Annotated in this window: 16 protein-coding genes; 9 read left to right on the forward strand and 7 right to left on the reverse strand. The window is 70.4% G+C overall.

Features of this window, described 5'->3' with window-relative positions; translation table 11 throughout:
• Positions 1 to 317: 317 nt before the first annotated feature.
• The gene (ileS, locus tag ABT116_RS14140; protein ID WP_351632307.1) at positions 318 to 3,494 is read right to left on the reverse strand and encodes an isoleucine--tRNA ligase; all 3,177 of its coding nucleotides are present in this window, start codon (positions 3,492 to 3,494) and stop codon (positions 318 to 320) included.
• Positions 3,495 to 4,107: 613 nt separating this feature from the next.
• Between ileS and ABT116_RS14145 the strand changes: the two genes are divergently transcribed.
• From ABT116_RS14145 to ABT116_RS14170, 6 genes are all read left to right on the forward strand, one after another.
• The gene (locus ABT116_RS14145; protein ID WP_351632310.1) at positions 4,108 to 5,088 is read left to right on the forward strand and encodes a TraR/DksA family transcriptional regulator; all 981 of its coding nucleotides are present in this window, start codon (positions 4,108 to 4,110) and stop codon (positions 5,086 to 5,088) included.
• An 89-nt stretch (positions 5,089 to 5,177) separates the two neighbouring features.
• Entirely contained in the window at positions 5,178 to 5,837 is a 660-nt protein-coding gene (lspA, locus tag ABT116_RS14150) for a signal peptidase II (protein WP_351632313.1), read from the forward strand.
• A gap of 43 nt (positions 5,838 to 5,880) precedes the next feature.
• Complete coding sequence (locus ABT116_RS14155) at positions 5,881 to 6,825, forward strand: RluA family pseudouridine synthase (protein WP_351632315.1); 945 nt, start codon at positions 5,881 to 5,883, stop codon at positions 6,823 to 6,825.
• The gene (locus tag ABT116_RS14160) at positions 6,822 to 7,289 is read left to right on the forward strand and encodes a GNAT family N-acetyltransferase (RefSeq protein WP_351632318.1); all 468 of its coding nucleotides are present in this window, start codon (positions 6,822 to 6,824) and stop codon (positions 7,287 to 7,289) included. The genes ABT116_RS14155 and ABT116_RS14160 overlap by 4 nt, the downstream gene beginning before the upstream one ends.
• Before the next feature lie 95 nt (positions 7,290 to 7,384).
• Positions 7,385 to 8,971 (forward strand): Na+/H+ antiporter, encoded by a 1,587-nt coding sequence (locus ABT116_RS14165; protein ID WP_351632321.1) that lies wholly within the window; start codon positions 7,385 to 7,387, stop codon positions 8,969 to 8,971.
• Between the two features lie 63 nt (positions 8,972 to 9,034).
• A complete protein-coding gene (locus tag ABT116_RS14170) occupies positions 9,035 to 9,775 on the forward strand; it encodes an SDR family NAD(P)-dependent oxidoreductase (protein WP_351632324.1) in 741 nt (246 codons plus the stop codon).
• A 77-nt stretch (positions 9,776 to 9,852) separates the two neighbouring features.
• On the opposite strand, the gene ABT116_RS14175 is transcribed toward ABT116_RS14170, so the two are convergent.
• Positions 9,853 to 10,989 (reverse strand): mechanosensitive ion channel family protein, encoded by a 1,137-nt coding sequence (locus ABT116_RS14175; protein ID WP_351632327.1) that lies wholly within the window; start codon positions 10,987 to 10,989, stop codon positions 9,853 to 9,855.
• Positions 10,990 to 11,051: 62 nt separating this feature from the next.
• Between ABT116_RS14175 and ABT116_RS14180 the strand changes: the two genes are divergently transcribed.
• Entirely contained in the window at positions 11,052 to 11,666 is a 615-nt protein-coding gene (locus ABT116_RS14180; RefSeq protein ID WP_351632387.1) for a dienelactone hydrolase family protein, read from the forward strand.
• Between the two features lie 6 nt (positions 11,667 to 11,672).
• Here the strand turns inward: ABT116_RS14180 and ABT116_RS14185 are convergent, their stop codons facing one another.
• From ABT116_RS14185 to ABT116_RS14200, 4 genes are all read right to left on the reverse strand, one after another.
• On the reverse strand, positions 11,673 to 13,343 hold the full coding sequence (locus tag ABT116_RS14185) for an alkaline phosphatase D family protein (protein ID WP_351632330.1): 1,671 nt from the start codon (positions 13,341 to 13,343) through the stop codon (positions 11,673 to 11,675).
• Positions 13,344 to 13,435: 92 nt separating this feature from the next.
• The gene (locus ABT116_RS14190; RefSeq protein WP_351632332.1) at positions 13,436 to 14,254 is read right to left on the reverse strand and encodes a thioredoxin domain-containing protein; all 819 of its coding nucleotides are present in this window, start codon (positions 14,252 to 14,254) and stop codon (positions 13,436 to 13,438) included.
• A 159-nt stretch (positions 14,255 to 14,413) separates the two neighbouring features.
• A complete protein-coding gene (locus ABT116_RS14195) occupies positions 14,414 to 15,106 on the reverse strand; it encodes a hypothetical protein (RefSeq protein ID WP_351632335.1) in 693 nt (230 codons plus the stop codon).
• Positions 15,107 to 15,208: 102 nt separating this feature from the next.
• Positions 15,209 to 16,534, reverse strand: a complete 1,326-nt coding sequence (locus ABT116_RS14200; protein WP_351632338.1) for a DUF2252 domain-containing protein — start codon at positions 16,532 to 16,534, stop codon at positions 15,209 to 15,211.
• A 217-nt stretch (positions 16,535 to 16,751) separates the two neighbouring features.
• Between ABT116_RS14200 and dnaE the strand changes: the two genes are divergently transcribed.
• Positions 16,752 to 20,291: a DNA polymerase III subunit alpha gene (gene dnaE, locus ABT116_RS14205; RefSeq protein ID WP_351632341.1), complete on the forward strand. Its 3,540-nt coding sequence runs from the start codon at positions 16,752 to 16,754 to the stop codon at positions 20,289 to 20,291.
• Between the two features lie 91 nt (positions 20,292 to 20,382).
• Here dnaE and ABT116_RS14210 read toward each other — a convergent pair whose 3' ends face one another.
• Positions 20,383 to 20,547 (reverse strand): hypothetical protein, encoded by a 165-nt coding sequence (locus ABT116_RS14210; RefSeq protein ID WP_167526560.1) that lies wholly within the window; start codon positions 20,545 to 20,547, stop codon positions 20,383 to 20,385.
• Positions 20,548 to 20,768: 221 nt separating this feature from the next.
• Here ABT116_RS14210 and ABT116_RS14215 point away from each other — a divergent pair, with 221 nt between their 5' ends.
• Positions 20,769 to 21,980, forward strand: a complete 1,212-nt coding sequence (locus ABT116_RS14215; protein ID WP_351632344.1) for an NYN domain-containing protein — start codon at positions 20,769 to 20,771, stop codon at positions 21,978 to 21,980.
• Positions 21,981 to 22,000: the final 20 nt, after the last annotated feature.

Consider the following 22,000-nt stretch of genomic DNA (forward strand, 5'->3'; position numbering starts at 1 on the left):
CCTGCAACCCTCCCCCCACCTCGCCGAAGGAACCACCGCATGACCATCAGGGTGCTGCTCGCCGACGACCAGGCCCTGCTGCGGGCCACCTTCCGTCCTGATCGACGAGGATGACAACTGACGGCCTGATGGCCAGTAGTACGGCATAGACGTCGGCAGCGTTCAGGGCGAGGCCCCGGGTTCCCACCCGGGGCCTCGCCCTTTTGCTCCGTGCGTTCGCCGCCGCGCACCCCTGTTCGTGCGTACGCAACGCCGAAGGCCCGGGCCCCGCCAAGATCTTTGGCGGGCCCGGGCCTTGGGGCTGTTCGGCCTGAGTCTTACGCCTTGCGCAGGCGGAACGTCAGGGACAGGCCCTCGTCGGTGAAGGGCTCGCCGTAGGTGCCGTCCGCCTCGCCCTGGGCGAAGTCCGTGGCGAGGACCTCGTCGGCGATCAGGCCGGTGTGGTCGGTCAGAGCCTCGACGGTCGCCTGGTCCGTGGCCGTCCAGCGCAGCGCGATGCGGTCGGCCACGTCGAGGCCGCTGTTCTTGCGGGCCTCCTGGATCAGGCGGATCGCGTCACGGGCCAGGCCCGCACGACGCAGCTCCTCGGTGATCTCCAGGTCCAGGGCGACCGTCGCGCCCGCGTCGGAGGCCACCGACCAGCCCTCGCGGGGGGTCTCCGTGATGATGACCTCGTCGGGGGCCAGCGTGATGGTCTCGCCGTCGACCTCCACCGACGCCGTGCCCTCGCGCAGGGCCAGGGACAGGGCGGCCGCGTCCGCGTTCGCGACGGCCTTGGCCACCTCCTGGACGCGCTTGCCGAACCGCTTGCCCAGGGCGCGGAAGTTGGCCTTCGCCGTGGTGTCGACCAGGCTGCCGCCGACCTCGCTCAGCGTCGCCAGGGACTCGACGTTCAGCTCTTCCGTGATCTGCGTACGCAGTTCGGAGCCCAGCGCGTCGAAGCCGGTCGCCGCGATCAGGGCGCGGGACAGCGGCTGACGCGTCTTGACGCCCGACTCCGCGCGCGTGGCACGGCCCAGTTCCACCAGGCGGCGCACCAGCACCATCTGCTTGGACAGCTCCGGGTCGATGGCGGTGAGGTCCGCCTCCGGCCAGGACGACAGGTGAACCGACTCGGGGGCGCCCGGAGTGACCGGGACGATCAGGTCCTGCCAGACCCGTTCGGCGATGAACGGGGTCAGCGGGGCCATCAGCTGCGTGACCGTCTCGACGACCTCGTGCAGAGTGCGCAGGGCCGCCTTGTCACCCTGCCAGAAGCGGCGACGCGAGCGGCGCACGTACCAGTTGGACAGGTCGTCGACGAACGCGGACAGCAGCTTGCCGGCGCGCTGGGTGTCGTAGGCGTCCAGCGCCTGGGTGACCTGGTCGGTGAGCGCGTGCAGCTCGGACAGCAGCCAGCGGTCCAGGACCGGACGGTCGGCCGGGGCCGGATCGGCCTCGGACGGGGCCCAGTTCGACGTACGGGCGTACAGGGCCTGGAAGGCGACCGTGTTCCAGTACGTCAGGAGCGTCTTGCGGACGACCTCCTGGATGGTGCCGTGGCCCACGCGGCGGGCCGCCCACGGGGAGCCGCCGGCCGCCATGAACCAGCGGACCGCGTCGGCGCCGTGCCGGTCCATGAGAGGGATCGGGTCCAGGGTGTTGCCCAGGTGCTTGGACATCTTGCGGCCGTCCTCGGCCAGGATGTGACCGAGGCAGACCACGTTCTCGTAGGAGGACTTGTCGAAGACGAGCGTGCCGACGGCCATCAGCGTGTAGAACCAGCCGCGGGTCTGGTCGATGGCCTCGCAGATGAACTGCGCCGGGTAGCGGGCCTCGAACAGCTCCTTGTTCTTGTACGGGTAGCCCCACTGCGCGAACGGCATCGAACCCGAGTCGTACCAGGCGTCGATCACCTCGGGCACGCGGGTGGCGGTCTTTCCGCAGCCGCCCTGCGGGCAGGCGAAGGTGACCTCGTCGATGAACGGGCGGTGCGGGTCCAGGCCCGACTGGTCCGTGCCGGTCAGCTCGGACAGCTCCGCGAGGGATCCGGCGCAGGTGAGGTGGTCGTCCTCGCAGCGCCAGATGGGCAGCGGGGTGCCCCAGTAGCGGTTGCGGGACAGGGCCCAGTCGATGTTGTTGTTCAGCCAGTCGCCGTACCGGCCGTGCTTGACCGTGTCCGGGAACCAGTTGGTGCCCTCGTTCTCCGCGAGGAGGCGGTCCTTGAGCGCCGTGGTGCGGATGTACCAGGAGGGCTGCGCGTAGTAGAGCAGCGCGGTGTGGCAGCGCCAGCAGTGCGGGTAGCTGTGCTCGTAGGGGATGTGCTTGAAGAGCAGGCCGCGCTCGTCGAGGTCGGCGGTGAGCTTCTCGTCGGCCTTCTTGAAGAAGACGCCGCCGACGAGGGGGACGTCCTCCTCGAAGGTGCCGTCCGGGCGGACCGGGTTCACGACCGGCAGGCCGTAGGAGCGGCAGACCTTGAGGTCGTCCTCACCGAAGGCGGGGGACTGGTGGACCAGACCCGTGCCGTCCTCGGTGGTGACGTACTCGGCGTTGACCACGAAGTGGGCCTCGGCCGGGCTGTGCCCATTGGTTCCCTCGCTCACGCTCGGGAACTCCACCAGCTCGAAGGGGCGCTGGTACGTCCAGCGCTCCATCTCCGCGCCGGTGAAGGTCTGCCCGGTGGTCTCCCAGCCCTCGCCGAGCGCCTTGGCGACCAGCGGCTCCGCGACGACCAGTTTCTCCTCACCGTTCGTCGCGACGACGTAGGTGACCTCGGGGTGGGCGGCGACGGCGGTGTTGGACACCAGGGTCCACGGGGTCGTCGTCCAGACCAGGAGCGCGGCCTCGCCGGCGAGCGGGCCGGAGGTGAGCGGGAAGCGGACGAAGACCGACGGGTCGACGACCGTCTCGTAGCCCTGCGCGAGCTCGTGGTCGGACAGGCCCGTGCCGCAGCGGGGGCACCAGGGGGCGACGCGGTGGTCCTGGACCAGCAGGCCCTTGTTGAAGATCTCCTTCAGCGACCACCAGACGGACTGGATGTACTCGGGGTCCATCGTGCGGTACGGGTCCTGGAGGTCGGTCCAGTAACCCATGCGGGTCGTGAGCTCTTCGAAGGCGTCCGTGTGCCGGGTCACCGACTCGCGGCACTTCTCGTTGAACTCGGCGATGCCGTACGCCTCGATGTCCTGCTTGCCGGAGAAGCCGAGCTCCTTCTCGACGGCGAGCTCCACCGGGAGGCCGTGGCAGTCCCAGCCGGCCTTGCGGGCGACGTGGTAGCCGCGCATGGTGCGGAAGCGGGGGAAGACGTCCTTGAAGACGCGCGCCTCGATGTGGTGGGCACCGGGCATGCCGTTGGCGGTGGGCGGGCCCTCGTAGAACACCCACTCGGGGCGGCCCTCGGACTGCTCCAGGCTCTTGGCGAAGATGTTCTGCTCGCGCCAGAAGTCGAGCACGGCGTGCTCGAGGGCGGGCAGGTCGACCTGGGCGGGCACCTGGCGGTACGTCGGCGATGTCATCAGCGGGCTTCCTCCGGCGGACTTGCTGCCTTCCGTCCGGAGGGACGAGAGCTACGTCTGCCTGCGCCGCCTTCGGCGCGCTCCCGCGGTACCACCCTCCTTGGCCCTCCGGCACGGGGTGTGCGCCGGCGAGCCCCCTCATTGGGGTCGCGATGCCGGGTCTACCGGCCGAAGCTCACTGGCTCCGGCTTTCTTCCGGCGGCTCCGGGGTGATCTTCACGTCGCGCTCACCCCCGGGCTTCCACCGTCCCCGGGTCGCTCTGGGCTGCGTACGCCGCTACTCGTCCCCATCCACGCTTTTCGCTCCGCCCAGTGTACGGCGCCGCGCGGACAGCGGCCGACCGGTTATCGGGGCGGTCGGGGGTGGGGCGCCGCGTGGGGTGCGATATGGGTTTGATGACCCGTATAGCACGGTATAGGTGTTCGGATCCTGGGACGTCCGGCCCGGCGGATTACCGGGCGGGGAGCTGGGCACAACGGATGCATGCTCGCCGCGCGGCGTGCGCGAGGCGGGCGAATCGAGCGGTGTGCCCCGTTGCCGCGGGACTCAAGTCGATTTATCGTCCCAGCACGATTCGCGAGCAAGATCACAATATGTGAAGGGGCCGCGGCCATGGTGGCGAAGAAGACCGCCGTACAGCAGCCGACGTCCGGCAGGTCCGCGAAGGCCTCCGGTGGCGCTGCGAAGGACCTGGGCGGGAAGAGGTCCACGCAGGGGGGCTCGGCGGGGCGGGCGGCGAAGGAGGACGCGGGGAAGGCGGCCGAGGGGACGAGGGCGGCCGGGGTGAGGGGGACCAGGAGGAAGGCGACGGCGGCGAAGGCCGTGGCCGGGGAAGCCGCGGCCGAGGCGGCCGTGACCGGGAAGGCACCGGCCGAGGCAGCAGTGGCCAAGCCGGCCGCGGGGAAGAAGACGGCAGGGAAGAAGGCGGCGGCGGGCAGGAAGGCCGCCGCCGGGAAGGCCCCGGCCGAGAAGGTCGCCGGAGGCAAGAGCACCACCAAGAGCGCGGCCGGGAAGGGCGCTGCCCGGACCGGCACGGTCACACAGGACACGGCCGCGACCAGCACGGCCAAGAAGGCGGGTGCGGCCGAGGCCGCGCAGCAGACGGGAGCGACGACGGTGGTTGCGAAGAAGACTCCTGGCCCGGCCACGGCGGCGAAGACCGCCGTTCCCAAGGCACGGGTCGCCGCGGCGGAGCCCGGCGAGCTCGCGGTACGCCCCGGCGAGGACCCCTGGACGACGGAGGAGGTCGAGGAGGCGCGCTCCGAGCTGACCTCCGAGGAGACCCGGCTGCGTGAGGAGATCACGTCGTCGGAGCGGTCGCTGGCGGGCCTGATGCGGGACTCCGGGGACGGCGCGGGCGACGACCAGGCGGACACCGGCACCAAGAACATCACCCGCGAGCACGAGCTGGCCCTGGCCGCCAACGCGCGCGAGATGCTCCTCCAGACCGAGCGCGCCCTGGAACGCCTGCACGCGGGCACCTACGGCCTGTGCGAGAACTGCGGCAACCCCATCGGCAAGGCCCGTATGCAGGCCTTCCCGCGGGCCACGCTCTGCGTGGAGTGCAAGCAGAAGCAAGAACGCCGGTACTGAGCGGCCGCCGGATGCCTCCTGAGCACGTGGGACGCACAGGGTGTGCCGTACCCTCGTCCTCAGTCAGGCACCTAGGTTGAGGGACTCACGTGGCAGAGGCGGAGCGCATCATCGGTACGCCGGACACACCGGACGCGGCCGGGGGCGGCAAGGAGCGGCCCGACGCCGAGGGCACCCCGGCCGGGGAGCCCGGCACCGGCCCGGCGGCCGGGGCGGGAACGTCCGGTACCGGCGAGCCGGAGGCCACCGCCGGGCGGCCCCGGGGCAGGCGCCGGATCGCGGTGCTGTTCGCCGTCGCCGCGTTCGCGTACGCCCTCGACCTCATCAGCAAGCTGATCGTGGTGGCCAAGCTGGAGCACCACCCGCCGATCGAGATCATCGGGGACTGGCTGAAGTTCGAGGCGATCCGCAACGCGGGCGCGGCCTTCGGCTTCGGCGAGGCCTTCACCGTGATCTTCACCATGATCGCGGCGGCGGTGATCGTGGTGATCGCCCGCCTCGCCCGCAAGCTCTACAGCCTGCCCTGGGCGATCGCACTCGGCCTGCTGCTCGGCGGTGCGCTGGGCAACCTCACCGACCGGATCTTCCGGGCACCGGGCGTCTTCGAGGGCGCAGTCGTGGACTTCATCGCGCCCAAGCACTTCGCCGTCTTCAACCTGGCCGACTCGGCGATCGTGTGCGGTGGCGTCCTGATCGTGCTGCTGTCCTTCCGGGGCCTCGACCCGGACGGGACCGTCCACAAGGACTGAGCGCGCGTACGGCCCCGTCGCAGCCGTCCGGCATACTCGACGGGTGAGCACGATTCCCGAGATCCGTACCCTGCCCGTGCCCGACGGCCTGGAGGGCGAGCGCGTCGACGCCGCCATCTCCCGCATGTTCGGCTTCTCCCGCACCAAGGCGGCCGAGCTCGCCGCCGCGGGGAAGGTCACGGTCGACGGGTCGGTGGTCGGCAAGTCGGAGCGCGTGCACGGCGGCGCCTGGCTCGAGGTCGAGATGCCGCAGGCGCCCGCGCCGGTGCAGATCGTCGCCGAGCCGGTCGAGGGCATGGAGATCGTGCACGACGACGACGACGTGGTCGTGATCGTCAAGCCGGTCGGTGTCGCCGCGCATCCCAGCCCGGGCTGGACCGGGACGACCGTGATCGGTGGGCTGGCCGCCGCCGGGTACCGCATCTCGACCTCCGGCGCCGCCGAGCGCCAGGGCATCGTGCACCGGCTCGACGTGGGCACCTCGGGGCTGATGGTCGTGGCCAAGTCGGAGCGGGCGTACACCTCGCTCAAGCGCCAGTTCAAGGAGCGCACGGTCGACAAGCGGTACCACACGCTCGTCCAGGGCCACCCCGACCCGACCAGCGGCACCATCGACGCGCCCATCGGCCGGCACCCCCAGCACGACTACAAGTGGGCCGTCACCGCCGAGGGCAAGCCGTCCGTCACGCACTACGACCTCATGGAGGCGTTCCGCGCGGCCTCGCTGCTCGACGTGAAGCTGGAGACCGGCCGCACGCACCAGATCCGCGTCCACATGGCCGCACACCGGCACCCCTGCGTCGGCGACCTCACCTACGGCGCCGACCCGACGCTCGCCAAGCGCCTCGGCCTGACCCGGCAGTGGCTGCACGCGGTGCGGCTCGGCTTCGAGCACCCCGGGGACGGGCAGTGGGCGGAGTTCTCCTGCGACTACCCGGAGGACCTGCAGAAGGCCCTCGACCAGGTCCGCGAGGAGACCTGGGCGTGAGCACCCCGTACGTGGTGCGGGTCGCCGAGGACCCGGCCGACCGGGAGGCGTGCTTCGCGGTGCGCAAGGAGGTCTTCGTCGGCGAGCAGGGCGTGCCGGAGGACCTCGAGTACGACGCCTACGACGCCGGCGCGGTCCATGTGCTGGCGGTCCGTGAGGACGGTGTACCGCTCGGGACCGGGCGGCTGCTGCACGGGGCGGCGGCCGTCGCGCAGACCGGCGGGGACCCGTCCGTGGGCTCCCTCGGCAGGCTCGCCGTGGCGGGTCCCGCGCGCGGACTCGGTGTCGGCGCCGCCCTGGTGCGGGCCATCGAGGACGCGGCACGCGCGCGGGGGCTGACGGCCGTGGACCTGCACGCGCAGACGCACGCGCTGGGCTTCTACGAGCGGCTCGGGTACGAGCCCTATGGGCCCGAGTACTTGGAGGCGGGCATTCCGCACCAGGGGATGCGGCGTTCGCTTTAGCCCCACGTGGTGGGTGCCGAAACGGTTTGTCCCGGGAGTTGCGTGGCAGGCTTGAGGTCAGTCGTGTGAACATTTGACCTTCCGGAGCGCTGACCGTGGATCAGTTGGCCCTGCTGTTCGTGCTGCTGCTCGGGGCCGTGATCAGTGTCCCGGTGGGAGACCGGTTCAAGGTGCCCGCCCCGGTGCTGATGACGCTCCTGGGGATAGTCCTCGCGCTGCTGCCGTTCGTGCCGAACGTCGAGATCGCGCCGGACCTGATCCTGCCGCTGCTGCTGCCGCCCCTGCTGTACGCCGCCGTGCGGCGCACGTCCTGGCGGCAGTTCGCGGCGAACAAGAGGCCGATCTTCCTGCTCGCCGTGGCGCTGGTGTTCGTCACCATGGCCTGTGTGGCCGCCGTGGCCGACGCGATCGTGCCGGGGCTGCCGCTCGCGGCGGCGTTCGCGCTGGGTGCGCTGGTGGCGCCGCCGGACCCGGTCGCAGCGACCGCCGTGGCCGGGCAGTTGGGGCTGCCCCGCCGGCTGGTGTCGATCCTGGAGGGCGAGGGGCTGTTCAACGACGTGACGGCCATCGTCCTCTACCACGTGGCGATCGCCGCGGCCGTCAGCGGGACGTTCTCGCCCTGGAAGGCCGGGCTCGACCTGGTGCTGTCGGCCGTGGTGGCGGTGGCGGTGGGGCTCGCGCTGGGCTGGGGCGCCAACAAGCTGATGGAGGTGCTCGGCGACGCCACGCTGCAGGTCGGGCTGACCCTGCTGGTGCCGTACGCCTCGTACGTCATGGCCGAGGAGCTGCACGGGTCCGGGGTGCTCGCCGTGCTCACCACCGCGCTGTTCCTCGCGGAGTACGGCTCCGACGCCGACGACGTCATGACGCGGCTGGCCGGGCACACGTTCTGGAACATCGTCGACACGCTCGTCACCGGTGTGGCGTTCGGGCTGGTCGGTCTCGAGCTGCACAACGCGATCCGCACGGCCTCCGGGCGGTGGGGCGAGCTGCTCTGGTGGGCGGCGGTGGTGGTGGTCGTCGTCGTGTTCGCGCGGCTGCTGTGGCTGCTGCCGGCGACCTGGCTGACCAAACGGCTGCACGCCCGGCGGGACTACGACGAGGACATCCCGGTGAGCTGGCGCGAGACCGTGGTGATGTGGTGGTCGGGGATGCGCGGGGTGGCCTCGGTCGCGCTGGTGCTGGCCATTCCGCTGGAGACCGACGCGGGGGCGCCGTTCCCCAGCCGGGACGAGATCATCTTCATCGCGTTCGGGGTGATCATGGCGACGCTGGTGCTGCAGGGCCTGACGCTGCCGTGGCTGGTGCGGCGGCTCGGGGTGAAGGCCGACACGGACCAGGAGAAGGAGTTCGCCAAGGCGCTCGCGATCCGGGCGGCCAAGGCGGCGAAGCAGCGGCTGCGGGAGATCGAGGGGAGCGAGAAGCTGTCGGAAGAGCTGTCCGAGCAGATGCTGCGGCGGGCCTACGACATCGGCGTGCGGATCAGTCCCGAACTCGCCGAGGACGAGCGCCGGGAGGCGTACCGGGAGGGGGCCCGGCGGGTGAAGCGGGTGCGGCACATCCAGCAGGAGATGCTGAGCGCGGCGCGGCACGAGGTGCTGGCGGCGCGGAGCGAGCCCGGGGCGGATCCCGAGGTGGTCGACCGGGTTCTGCGGCACCTCGACGTCCGTAGCCTGCGGTGAGCCGGCGTCGGCTCCGGCTGCCGGTTTGACGGCGGGCGGCCGGGGCGTCGTAGGGTCGTCCATATGGCACGGAACGTGGTAATCAGTGGTGGAGGTACGGGAATTGGGCTGGCGGCGGCCCGGGTGTTCGCCGCCGGCGGGGACCGGGTGGTGCTGCTCGGGCGGCGGGCCGAGGTGCTGGAGAAGGCCGAGGTGCCCGGCGCGCTGACGTACGCGGCCGATCTCGCCGAGCCGGAGGACGTGCGCGGCGTCGCCGCCTTCGTGGAGCGCGAGTTGGGGACCGTGGACGTGCTCGTGCACAGCGCCGGGGGCAGCGGCCTGCTCGAACCGGATGCCCCGGGTGACGATCCGCTCGCGGCCGTCGCGCACAGCTGGAACGTGAACTTCAGGCTCAACACCCTGACCGCGGTCCTGCTCACCGAGGCGCTGAAGCCGCGGCTCGCCGAGCCCGGCGGCCGGGTGCTGTTCATCAGCTCCATCGCCGCCTACCGGGGATCAGGAAGCGGCGCGTACGCGGCGGCCAAGGCGGGGCTGCATCCCTACGCCCACGATCTGGCCCGTGAGCTGGGGCCGCGCGGCATCACCGTGAACGTGGTCGCGCCCGGGTACATCGAGGACACCGAGTTCTTCGGCGACGCGATGGCCGAGGAGCGCCGCGACCGGCTCATCGGTGAGACGTCGAACGGGCGGGCCGGGACCCCGGGGGACGTCGCCGAGACCCTGCACTGGCTGGCCTCCCCGGGCGCCGGGCACATCACCTCGCAGATCATCCAGGTCAACGGCGGCGCCGAGCGCGGCCACTGACCCGACAGCACCGAGGAGGGCTGCCCGCGCCGCGGGCAGCCCTCCTCGGCTCTTCGTTTGGGCGTCGGCCCGTGCCGTCAGTGCCCCGGCCGTCCGGAGCCGTTTCCGTGATAGCGGCGCTGCTGGGCCGGTACGGCCTCCGGGGACGGGCGGTGACCGTTGCTGCGCAAGGACGGCGGGAGGATCGCGTCCGCCGTGTTGACCCGGGGCAGCGCGTACGGGTGCTCGTCCGCCAGCCAGCTGAGCATCTCCTCGCGGACCGTGACCCGCACCGTCCAGATGTCGTCCGCGTCCTTGCCCGTCACCAAGGCCCGCACCTCCATGGTGCTCGGGGTGCTGTCCGTGACGGTCAGGTTGTAGGCGCGGCCGTCCCAGGCCGGGCACTCGCGCAGGATGTCGCGCAGCTTCTCGCGCATCGCTTCCAGCGGCGCGGAGTGATCGACGTGCCAGAAGACGGTGCCGGTCATCTGCGGGGTGCCGCGCGACCAGTTCTCGAACGGCTTGGACGTGAAGTACGACACCGGCATGGTGATGCGGCGCTCGTCCCAGGTGCGGACGGTCAGGAACGTCAGCGTGATCTCCTCGACCGTGCCCCACTCGCCGTCCACGACCACGGTGTCGCCGATACGGACCATGTCGCCGAAGGCGATCTGCAGCCCGGCGAACAGGTTGCCCAGCGTGGACTGGGCGGCGACACCGGCGACGATGCCGAGGATGCCGGCCGAGGCCAGGAGCGAGGCGCCCGCAGCCTTGAACGCCGGGAACGTCAGCAGCATCGTGGCCGCGGCCACCACGGCGACGATGGCGGAGACCACCCGCATGATCAGCGTCACCTGGGTGCGCACCCGGCGCACCCGGGCCGGATCACGCTGGGCATGCGTGTTGGCGTAGCGGCTGTAGGACGTCTCGACGACCGCGGCCGCGATCCGGATGACCAGCCAGGCGGCGGAACCGATCAGCAGCAGTGTCAGCGTCTGACCGATGCCGTCACGGTGGTTCTCCAGCAGTTGCGCCTCGTCGAACGACCCTCTCAGCAGGGCCGCGAACAGCACGAGCTGGTACGGGATGCGGCCACGGCGGAGAGAACCCCACAAGGGGGTCTCGTGGTGCCGTGCGTCGGCCTTGCGCAGCAGGAAGTCGGTCGCCCAGCCGATCACCAGCGTGAGCACGACCGAGCCACCGACCACGATCAGCGGTCGTAGCAGGTTCTCCATGCCACCGAACCTAACCGGCTCCCCGGGTGTATGAACATGTGACTTCCGCTGCGTCGTGGGTAGTGCCGGGATCCCGGCTCGTCACACCCGGCTGGCACCATGGCCTCATGAACATCATGCTCTTTCACTCGACCCAGGGTCTGCGGCCCGCGGTGCTCCGGGCCGCTGACCGACTGCGCGCGGCCGGACACGAGGTGTGGACGCCCGACCTCTTCGAGGGGCATACGTTCGACACGGTCGAGGAGGGCATGCAACACCAGCAGAAGATCGGCAAGGAGGAGCTGCTGAAGCGGGCCGTGCTGGCCGCCGCGCCCTACTCCGAGCGCGGGCTGGTGTACGCCGGGTTCTCGCTCGGCGCCTCCGTCGCTCAGACCCTCGCCCTCGGTGACGACAAGGCGCGCGGTCTGCTTCTCCTGCACGGCACGTCGGACATCGCGCCGGACGTGACGGCCGAGGACCTGCCGGTCCAGCTGCACGTGGCGGAGCCGGACCCCTTCGAGACGGACGACTGGCTGAGCGCCTGGTACCTCCAGATGGGCCGCACCGGCGCCGACGTCGAGGTGTACCGGTACGCCGGGGCCGGCCATCTCTACACCGACCCCGACCTGCCGGACTACGACGAGGAGGCCGCCGAGGCCACCTGGCGGGTGGCGCTCGGCTTCCTGGAGACCCTGTAGCGGCGGCTACACCGGGTCGTAGGAGCGCTCGACCTTCTGCGTGCCGCTGCGGGTACGGTACGAGCGGGACCACTTGGCGGTCGCGTCGCGCTTCGCGCGGTCGGAGATGACGTAGAAGTCCATCTGCGCGCGCTCGGCCGTGATGTCCAGGACGCCGAAGCCGTGCCGGTCGGTGTCGACCCAGTGGACATGGCGGTTGGCGGCGCGGATGACCGGTGAGGCGACCGCGGAGACCGTGCCCTCGGGGACCTTCACGATGTCGTCGAGGTTGTCGGAGGTGACCGACGTGACGACGAACTCCGTGGCGGCGGACGGGGACAGCGGATACGTACCGGCGTCCACCGGCACGTCGTTGGCCCAGGCCATGTGGATGTCGCCGGTGAGGAAGACCGTGTTGCGGATCGCGTTCGTCCGCAGATGCGCCAGGATCTCGCGGCGGTCGTCGGTGTAGCCGTCCCACTGGTCGGTGTTGAGGGCGAGGCCCTCCTGGGGCAGGCCCAGCAGCTTGGCCAGCGGCTTCAGCAGGTCGGCGGAGAGCGAGCCGATGGCGAACGGCGAGATCATCACCGAGTTGCCGACCAGCCGCCAGGTGGTGTCGGACGACTTCAGCCCCGCCTTGAGCCAGTCCAGCTGGGCACGGCCGGTGAGCGTGCGGTCCGGGTCGTCGACCTCGCCGTTGCCGACCTTGACCTGCTGCGAGCGGAAGGACCGCAGGTCCAGCAGCGAGAGGTCGGCCAGCTTGCCGAAGCGCAGCCGGCGGTAGGTGGTGCCGGCGATCGCCGGGCGCACCGGCATCCACTCGAAGTAGGCCTGCTTCGCGGCGGCCTGGCGGGCGGACCAGGCGCCCTCGGCGCCCTCCGTGTGGTTCTCCGCGCCGCCCGAGAAGGCGTCGTTGGCGAACTCGTGGTCGTCCCAGATCGCCACGACCGGGGCCGTGGCGTGCAGCGCCTGGAGGTCCGGGTCGGTCTTGTACCGCGCGTGCCGGACGCGGTAGTCGGCGAGCGTGACGATCTCGTGCGCCGGGGCGTGCGGGCGGACGACCTTGCCGCGGGTGCCGTACTCGCCGGTGCCGTACTCGTAGATGTAGTCGCCCAGGTGCAGCCAGGCGTCCAGGTCACCGCGGGCCGCGAGGTGCCGGTAGGGGGAGAACCAGCCGGCCTCCCAGTTGGCGCAGGAGACCACGCCGAAGCGCAGGCCCGTGACGGCCGCGTCGTGCGCGGGGGCGGTGCGGGTGCGGGCCGCGGGTGAGTCGGTGCCGCCGGCGGAGAAGCGGAACCAGTAGTCGGTGCCCGGTTCCAGGCCGCGGATGTCGGCCTTCACGGTGTGGTCGGAGGCCGCCGTCGCGGTCGTGGAGCCCTTGGCGACGACGGTGGTGAACGCCTTGTCCCTGGCGACGACCCAGCTCACCTCGGTGTCCGGGCCGACTCCGGAGCCGGGTATCGCCTCCGGCACCGGCGTGACGCGGGTCCACAGCAGGATGCCGTCCGGCAGCGGGTCACCGGAGGCGACGCCGTGCAGGAAGGCGGGTGCCTGGTCGACGGCGCGCGCGGGCAGGGTTGCCGCCAGCGGCCCGGCCAGGACAGCGGTCGCCGCCGCGGCCTTGACGACCGTACGGCGGCGCGGGGTGAGGGAGTTGATGCCCTCTGACGTATTCGATGATCTGTATCGACTGGTCACGACCGATCAGGTTACTGGTCGGTATGGGCCGGAGCGGGCGAACTCCGGAAGTTCGCCCGCTCTTCACACGCCGACCGGTCCGTGACCAGCCGTCACTTCTTGAGGGCCTCGCCCACGACCCGGTTGAAGTCGGCCACCGTCATCAGCGGCGTGCCCTGGCTGTCGGCGGTGAGCTGCTTGCCGTCCATCACGAAGCCCGGGGTGCCCTGCACGCCGTCCTTGTTGTCGTCGAAGGTCTTCGACATGGCCATCGCCCAGGCGTCGTAGGTGCCCTTCTCGACCGCGTCCTGGAACTTCTTGTTGTCCTTCAGCTCGGGGACGGTGTTCGCGACCTTGATGAGGTAGCTGTCGTCCTTGAACTTGTCGGTCGTCTCCTCCGGGTGGTACTTCGCCGAGTACAGCGCGGCCTTGTAGTCGAGGAACGCCGCGTCGCTCACGTTCAGCGCGGCGCCCAGGGCGCTCAGCGCGTTCTTGGAGCCCTCGCCGTTGTCCTTGTTGTCGATGAACGTGGCGCCGACGAACTGCATCTTGAACTTGCCGTCGTCGATGTCCTTCTTCACGGTCGGGCCGACGGTCTGCTCGAACTGGGCGCACACGGGACAGCGCGGGTCCTCGTAGATCTTCAGCGTCTTCTTCGCCGAGTCCTTGCCGATGACGACAGTCGTGCCGTTGGTGCCCGTGGTGTTGGCCGGCGTGACGACCTTCTCGTCCTTGACCGCCTCCCAGTGGGTGGGCTTGTTGGCCTGGACGACGGCGTAGCCGATGCCGCCGGCTATCGCCAGGACGCCGACGATCGAGCAGGCGACGATGACCTGCCGCTTGGTCTTCGCCCGCTTGGCCTCGCGCTCACGCTCGACGCGCAGCCGCTCACGGGCCGCCGTCTTCGCCGACTGGCTGTTGCGCTTGCTCATGGTGATGTTCTCCATAGGGACGCGCACATGTGTGTGCGGGATACGTAGGGGGGACTGCTGGTGCTCGAAAGTGCCGCAACGGGGGCGAAGCGCCTCCCGCGACGGCGGTGCCTCACGCGAGCCGCGTGCCTTGTGTGAAGGCGTACGCGAAGGGAGTGCCTAGGCGAAGGCGGGTGAGCACGGCGGTCCACGCCGTCCCAGGGAGTGGGCGAGGATCCGGTCGCGGGCGGTGGGCGTGCGGTCGGCGGCACGCCCGGGCAGGCGCCGCCCGGCCGGGGCCCGCTCCACCGCGACCGCGGCGACCGCCAGCAGCAGTGGCCGGAACGTGGTCGCCGTCACCGCCCGCAGCAGCTGGGCCAGGGCCCGCTCGCCACGGCGCAGCCAGACGGCGGCGAGGAGCCCGACGCCGACGTGCGCGCCGAGCAGCAGCCAGGCGGTGGCCGGGTCGGCGTGCGCGACCGCGGCGGCGAGCCGCTCGGTGCCGGTGGCCCCGGCCATCCGGGCCAGGGGAGTGCCGACCTCGCCGCCGCAGAGCACGTCCAGGCCGACCGACCGCAGGGGACCGGCGACCGGGCCGCCCGCCCGGCCGTAACAGGCGTGCTGCCCCGTGGTGAACACCGTGTCCGCGGCCAGTTCCAGCGGGATCAGCAGGCCCGCGATCCTCCCGAAGGAGCGCTCGCGGCCCGCCAGGGCGAACGCGATCGCGAACACGGCGGCGGCGACCGCGGCCACCGTGCTCACCGGCAGCGGGGCCCCGGACAGCAGCACGTGCGACGCGGTGCTGAGCGTCACGACCACGGCCGTGAACAGCGCCGCGCGTACGGCTCTGAGCTGGATCCCGGATATGTCCATAGCGAGAGGAGAGTCTGTCATGGGGAACGGTAAGGGACCCCTAAAGGATGCCTGTGAGTGAGCCGACGGCCAAAGCCCGACGCTCAGCCGCCGCCGAAGCCGCTACAGCCCCGGGATCCGTCCGTTGCGGAACAGGTCCACGAAGGTCTGGTGGTCGGCACGCGCGCGGGCGCCGTAGCTGTGCGCGAAGTCGACCAGCAGAGGCGCGAAGCCTTCCTCGTCGGCCGCGATCGCCGCGTCGATGGCCCGCTCCGTGGAGAACGGCACCAGGGACTCACCGGACTGGTCGTCCGCCGCCGCGTGCATCGTGGCCGTCGCCCGGCCGAGGTCGGCCACCACCTGGGCGATCTCCTCCGGGTCGTCGATGTCGCCCCAGTCGAGGTCGACCGCGTACGGCGAGACCTCTGCGACCAGCTGGCCGGCGCCGTCCAGCTCGGTCCAGCCGAGCCACGGGTCGGCGTGCGCCTGGAGGGCGCGCTGGGAGATGACCGTGCGGTGCCCCTCGTGCTGGAAGTAGCCGCGGATCTCCTGGTCCGTGATGTGCCGGGAGACGGCCGGGGTCTGGGCCTGCTTGATATAGATCACGACATCGTTCTCCAGGGCGTCGCTGTGCCCCTCCAGCAGGATGTTGTACGACGGCAGCCCCGCCGAGCCGATGCCGATGCCGCGCCGGCCGACCACGTCCTTCACGCGGTAGGAGTCCGGGCGGGTCAGCGAGCTGTCCGGCAGCGTCTCCAGGTAGCCGTCGAAGGCGGCGAGCACCTTGTAGCGCGTGGCCGCGTCCAGCTCGACGGAACCGCCTCCCGCGGCGAAGCGGCGTTCGAAGTCGCGGATCTCCGTCATCGAGTCCAGCAGGCCGAAACGGGTCAGCGAGCGAGCGTCACGCAGCGCGTCCAGCAGCGGGCCCTGCGCCGTGTCCAGCGTGAACGGCGGCACCTCGTCGCTCTTCGCCCCCGTCGCCAGGGCGTGGATCCGCTCGCGGTAGGCGACCGCGTAGATCGTCACCAGCTCGGAGATCTGCTCGTCGCTGAGCGCCTTCGCGTAGCCGATCAGCGCGATGGAGGCGGCGAGGCGCTTGAGGTCCCAGGTGAAGGGGCCGACGTAGGCCTCGTCGAAGTCGTTGACGTTGAAGATCAGGCGGCCGTTGGCGTCCATGTACGTGCCGAAGTTCTCCGCGTGCAGGTCGCCGTGGATCCACACGCGCGAGGTGCGCTCGTCCAGGTACGGGCCGCCCCGCTTTTCCTCGTCGAGGTCGTGGTAGAACAGGCCGGCCGTGCCCCGGTAGAAGGCGAAGGCCGAGGCCGCCATCTTGCGGAACTTGACGCGGAACGCGGCCGGGTCGGCGGCCAGGAGCTCGCCGAAGGCGGTGTCGAAGACGGCGAGGATCTCCTCACCGCGGTGCTCGTCGTCGAGCTGCGGGAACGACATCGCTGGGTGCCTCCTGGTGCATGCGTTTCAGGGCGGCAGGTCCGCCCTCTGCGTAACGTGCGGCGGCCCGCGGGAGTGCCCGCGAACCCTCGCACGAAGGTACGCGGGTCAGGCCTCGGAGTGTCACTGCCGAGGCATAGACTTCGACGCTGTCCCCCAGACTGTCCGCAGCCTGCCGGGCCCCATTTGCCGTACGTTTTCTCTGGAGGCCGCAGCCGTGTCAAAGCCGCCGTTCACGCACCTGCACGTCCACACCCAGTACTCGCTGCTGGACGGTGCCGCGCGGCTGAAGGACATGTTCAACGCGTGCAATGAGATGGGCATGACGCACATCGCCATGTCCGACCACGGCAACCTCCACGGCGCCTACGACTTCTTCCACACCGCCCAGAAGTCCGGAGTGACCCCGATCATCGGGATCGAGGCGTATGTCGCGCCCGAGTCCCGGCGCAACAAGCGCAAGATCCAGTGGGGCCAGCCGCACCAGAAGCGGGACGACGTCTCCGGCTCCGGCGGTTACACCCACAAGACGATGTGGGCCGTGAACAGCGTCGGCCTGCACAACCTCTTCCGGCTGTCCTCCGACGCGTACGCCGAGGGCTGGCTGCAGAAGTGGCCCCGGATGGACAAGGAGACCATCGCCCAGTGGTCCGAGGGGATCGTCGCCTCCACCGGCTGCCCCTCCGGCGAGGTCCAGACCCGGCTGCGCCTCGGCCACTTCGACGAGGCCCTGAAGGCCGCCGCCGACTACCAGGACATCTTCGGCAAGGACCGCTACTTCCTGGAGCTGATGGACCACGGCATCGAGATCGAGCACCGGGTCCGCGACGGCCTCCTGGAGATCGGCAAGAAGCTCGGCATCCCCCCGCTGGTCACCAACGACTCGCACTACACGTACTCGCACGAGGCGGGCGCCCACGACGCGCTGCTGTGCATCCAGACCGGCAAGAACCTCTCCGACCCGGACCGCTTCCGGTTCGACGGCACCGGCTACTACCTGAAGTCCACGGACGAGATGTACGCCATCGACTCCTCGGACGCCTGGCAGGAGGGCTGCGCCAACACCCGCCTGATCGCGGAGATGGTCGATACCACCGGCATGTTCCAGAAGCGCGACCTCATGCCGAAGTTCGACATCCCCGACGGCTACACCGAGGTCAGCTGGTTCCGTGAGGAAACCATGCGCGGCATGCAGCGCCGCTTCCCGGACGGCATCCCCGACGACCGCATGAAGCAGGTCGAGTACGAGATGGACACCATCATCTCGATGGGCTTCCCGGGCTACTTCCTCGTGGTCGCCGACTTCATCATGTGGGCCAAGAAGCAGGGCATCGCGGTCGGCCCCGGCCGAGGCTCCGCGGCCGGCTCGATCGTCGCCTACGCCCTCGGCATCACCGACCTCGACCCCATCCCGCACGGCCTGATCTTCGAGCGGTTCCTCAACCCCGAGCGCATCTCCATGCCCGATGTCGACATCGACTTCGACGAGCGCCGGCGCGTCGAGGTGATCCGCTACGTGACCGAGAAGTACGGCGCCGACAAGGTCGCCATGATCGGCACGTACGGCACCATCAAGGCCAAGAACGCGATCAAGGACTCCGCGCGCGTGCTGGGCTACCCGTACGCGATGGGCGACCGCCTCACCAAGGCCATGCCCGCCGACGTCCTGGGCAAGGGCATCAACCTCGACGGCATCACCAACCCCGAGCACCCGCGCTACTCGGAGGCGGGCGAGATCCGGGCGATGTACGAGAACGAGCCGGACGTGAAGAAGGTCATCGACACCGCCAAGGGCGTCGAGGGCCTGGTCCGGCAGATGGGCGTGCACGCCGCCGGCGTGATCATGTCCAGCGAGACGATCACCGACCACGTGCCCGTCTGGGTCAGGCACACGGACAAGGTCACCATCACCCAGTGGGACTACCCGAGCTGTGAGTCGCTCGGCCTGCTGAAGATGGACTTCCTGGGCCTGCGCAACCTGACGATCATGGACGACGCCGTCAAGATGGTGAAGTCCAACAAGGGGGTCGACATCGACCTCCTGAGCCTCCCGCTCGACGACCCCACGACCTTCGAACTGCTCCAGCGCGGCGACACCCTCGGCGTCTTCCAGTTCGACGGCGGCCCCATGCGCTCCCTGCTCCGGCTGATGAAGCCGGACAACTTCGAAGACATCTCCGCCGTGTCGGCCCTGTACCGCCCGGGCCCCATGGGCATGAACTCCCACACGAACTACGCGCTGCGCAAGAACGGCCAGCAGGAGATCACGCCCATCCACAAGGAGCTCGAAGAGCCCCTCAGGGAGGTCCTGGACGTCACCTACGGCCTGATCGTCTACCAGGAGCAGGTGCAGAAGGCCGCCCAGATCATCGCCGGCTACTCACTCGGCGAGGCCGACATCCTCCGCCGCGTGATGGGCAAGAAGAAGCCCGAGGAACTGGCGAAGAACTTCGTCCTCTTCCAGGAGGGCGCCCGCAAGAAGGGCTTCAGCGACGAGGCCATCCAGGCCCTGTGGGACGTACTGGTCCCCTTCGCCGGCTACGCGTTCAACAAGGCGCACTCCGCCGCGTACGGACTCGTCTCGTACTGGACGGCGTACCTCAAGGCGAACCACCCCGCCGAGTACATGGCCGCGCTGCTCACGTCCGTGAAGGACGACAAGGACAAGTCGGCCGTCTACCTCAACGAGTGCCGCCGCATGGGCATCAAGGTGCTCCCGCCGGACGTCAACGAGTCGATGTCCAACTTCGCCGCCCAGGGCGACGACGTGATCCTCTTCGGCCTCTCCGCCGTCCGCAACGTCGGTACGAACGTGGTCGAGTCGATCATCAGGTGCCGCACGTCCAAGGGGAAGTACGTCTCCTTCCCGGACTACCTCGACAAGGTCGAGGCGGTGGTCTGCAACAAGCGCACCACCGAATCGCTGATCAAGGCCGGCGCCTTCGACGCCATGGGCCACACCCGCAAGGGCCTCACCGCGCACTACGAACCGATGATCGACAACGTGGTCGCGGTCAAGCGCAAGGAGGCCGAGGGGCAGTTCGACCTCTTCGGCGGCATGGGCGAGGCCGAGACCAGCGAGCCGGGCTTCGGGCTCGACGTGGAGTTCTCCCCGGACGAGTGGGACAAGACCTATCTGCTCGCCCAGGAGCGGGAGATGCTCGGTCTGTACGTCTCCGACCACCCGCTGTTCGGCCTGGAGCACATCCTGTCCGACAAGGCCGACGCGGGCATCTCCCAGTTGACCGGCGGTGACTATTCCGACGGCTCCGTGGTCACCATCGGCGGCATCATCTCCGGCCTGCAGCGCAAGATGACCAAGCAGGGCAACGCCTGGGCCATCGCCACCGTCGAGGACCTCGCCGGTTCGATCGAGTGCATGTTCTTCCCCGCGACCTACCAGCTCGTCTCGACGCAACTCGTCGAGGACGCCGTGGTGTTCGTCAAGGGCCGCCTCGACAAGCGCGAGGACATCCCGCGGCTCGTCGCGATGGAGCTGATGATCCCGGACTTGTCGAACGCGGGCACCAACGCACCCGTGGTCCTCACCATCCCGGCCACCCGGGTCACCCCGCCGCTGGTCAGCCGCCTCGGCGAGGTCCTCAGCCACCACAAGGGCGACAGCGAGGTCCGGATCAAGCTCCAGGGACCGACCAAGACGACCGTGCTGCGGCTGGACCGGCACCGGGTGAAGCCGGACCCGGCGCTCTTCGGCGACCTGAAGGTGTTGCTCGGACCGTCCTGCCTGGCCGGGTGACGCGGGGCTCTTGACGCGTTCGAGGGGCGTACCCGGGATCGGGTACGCCCCTCGTGCTTGTGCGTGGGCTCAACAACCCGTCACACAGACGTCAGTTGTGGCCGAAGCTGCGCTTTCGCTTCGCCGACGCCATCTCGCCGGGGGTCGCCTCGACCTCGGGCTGGGGCTCCGTCTGCGAGGCGGGGCTGCGGTCGGCCCGCTGACCACGCTCGGTCGGACGCTGCTGCTTACGGTCACGGTTCTTGTTCTTGGCCATGGTGATGCCTCCTGTGGGGGACTAGGGGCCAGGGCCGGGACCAGATTCACACAGGCCGACAACGATCGCATGTCGGACAATTACCGTGCGTGACAGGGGTGGTCGGAGCGGGAGGGCCCGAAACGCCACGCCGAAGATCGAGTTCCGGCCGTTAACCTCCGCGCCGTCGGGCAGACTCGAAGCGAGCCCGAAGCAAACCTCCTGGGAAGAGGGTGAGTCGCGTGGACCGCTGCATCGTCCTGGTGGACGCTGGGTATCTGCTGGGAGCCGCGGCGAGTCTCCTCGCCGGAGAGCCCTCGCGGTCCCGCATCACCGTCGACCACACCGCCCTCATCCAGGGGCTGCGCGAACGCGCCGAGTCCGACACCCAGCAGCCGCTGCTGCGCATCTACTGGTTCGACGGCGCCCCCGACCGCGTCCCGCAGCCCGAGCACCGCAGGCTGCGCGTGATGCCCCGGGTCACCGTCCGGCTCGGCGCACTGACCCGCAGCGACGGCCGCTGGGCACAGAAGGGCGTGGACGCGGCGATGCACGCCGAGCTCACCGAACTGGCCCGCAACCGCGCCTGCTCCGACGTCGTCCTCGTCACCGGCGACGGCGATCTGCTGCCCGGCATGATGGCCGCCAAGGAGCACGGCGTCGCCGTCCACCTGTGGGCCGTCCAGGCCGCCGACGGCGACTACAACCAGTCCGAGGACCTGGTCGCCGAAGCCGACGAACGGCGCGTCCTGGACCGTACGTGGATCACCAAGGCCGTCCGCGCCAAGGACTTCACCGGGGTGTGCGCGCCGCAGCCCGCGCCCCGGCCCGAGATCGCCGCCATCCTCTCCGCGCCGCTGCCCGAATCCGCGCTCGGCGCCGCGACCGACCGGTCCGCCCCACAGCCCCGGCACCAGGAGGCCGCCCCCGGGCAGAACGGCACCGAGGAGAGGGTGCCCGCCCCCAAAGGCGTCCCCACGCCCAAAGACCTGGCCGCCCTGCGCGCCCCCGGCACCCAGCCCGCCCAGCCCCCCGCCTCCGCCACCCTCCGGTGGTCCTCCGACAAGGGCTGGGTCGACCGGCCCACGGCCGAGCCCCCCGAGGCCGCCTCGATGCCGACGCTCGCCCAGCTGACCACGGCCGAGCAGCGATGGGCCGACCGCGAGGAGGACATCACCACCGTCGGCGGTGATCCCTTCGAGGTGGGGCAGGTCTTCGCCCGGCGCTGGGTCGAGCGCCTCGGCGACCAGACCCACCTGCCGAAACTGTCCGGGATGTACCCGCGCATCCCGCACCGCGTCGACGGGGAGCTGCTGCGCTACGCGGCCCGCTTCGGCCTGCTCGCCCACAAGGACGACCAGATCGACGAGCGGGACAGGTACGCCATCCGAGCCGGTTTCTGGCGGGAGATCAGCGTGCGGACGGGCGTGGAGCACCCGCCCGTCGAGGCCTGAGTTCTTTGCCGGCGGATTTC

This window comes from Streptomyces sp. NPDC002130 (genome assembly GCF_040296465.1).
Lineage (GTDB): Bacteria > Actinomycetota > Actinomycetes > Streptomycetales > Streptomycetaceae > Streptomyces.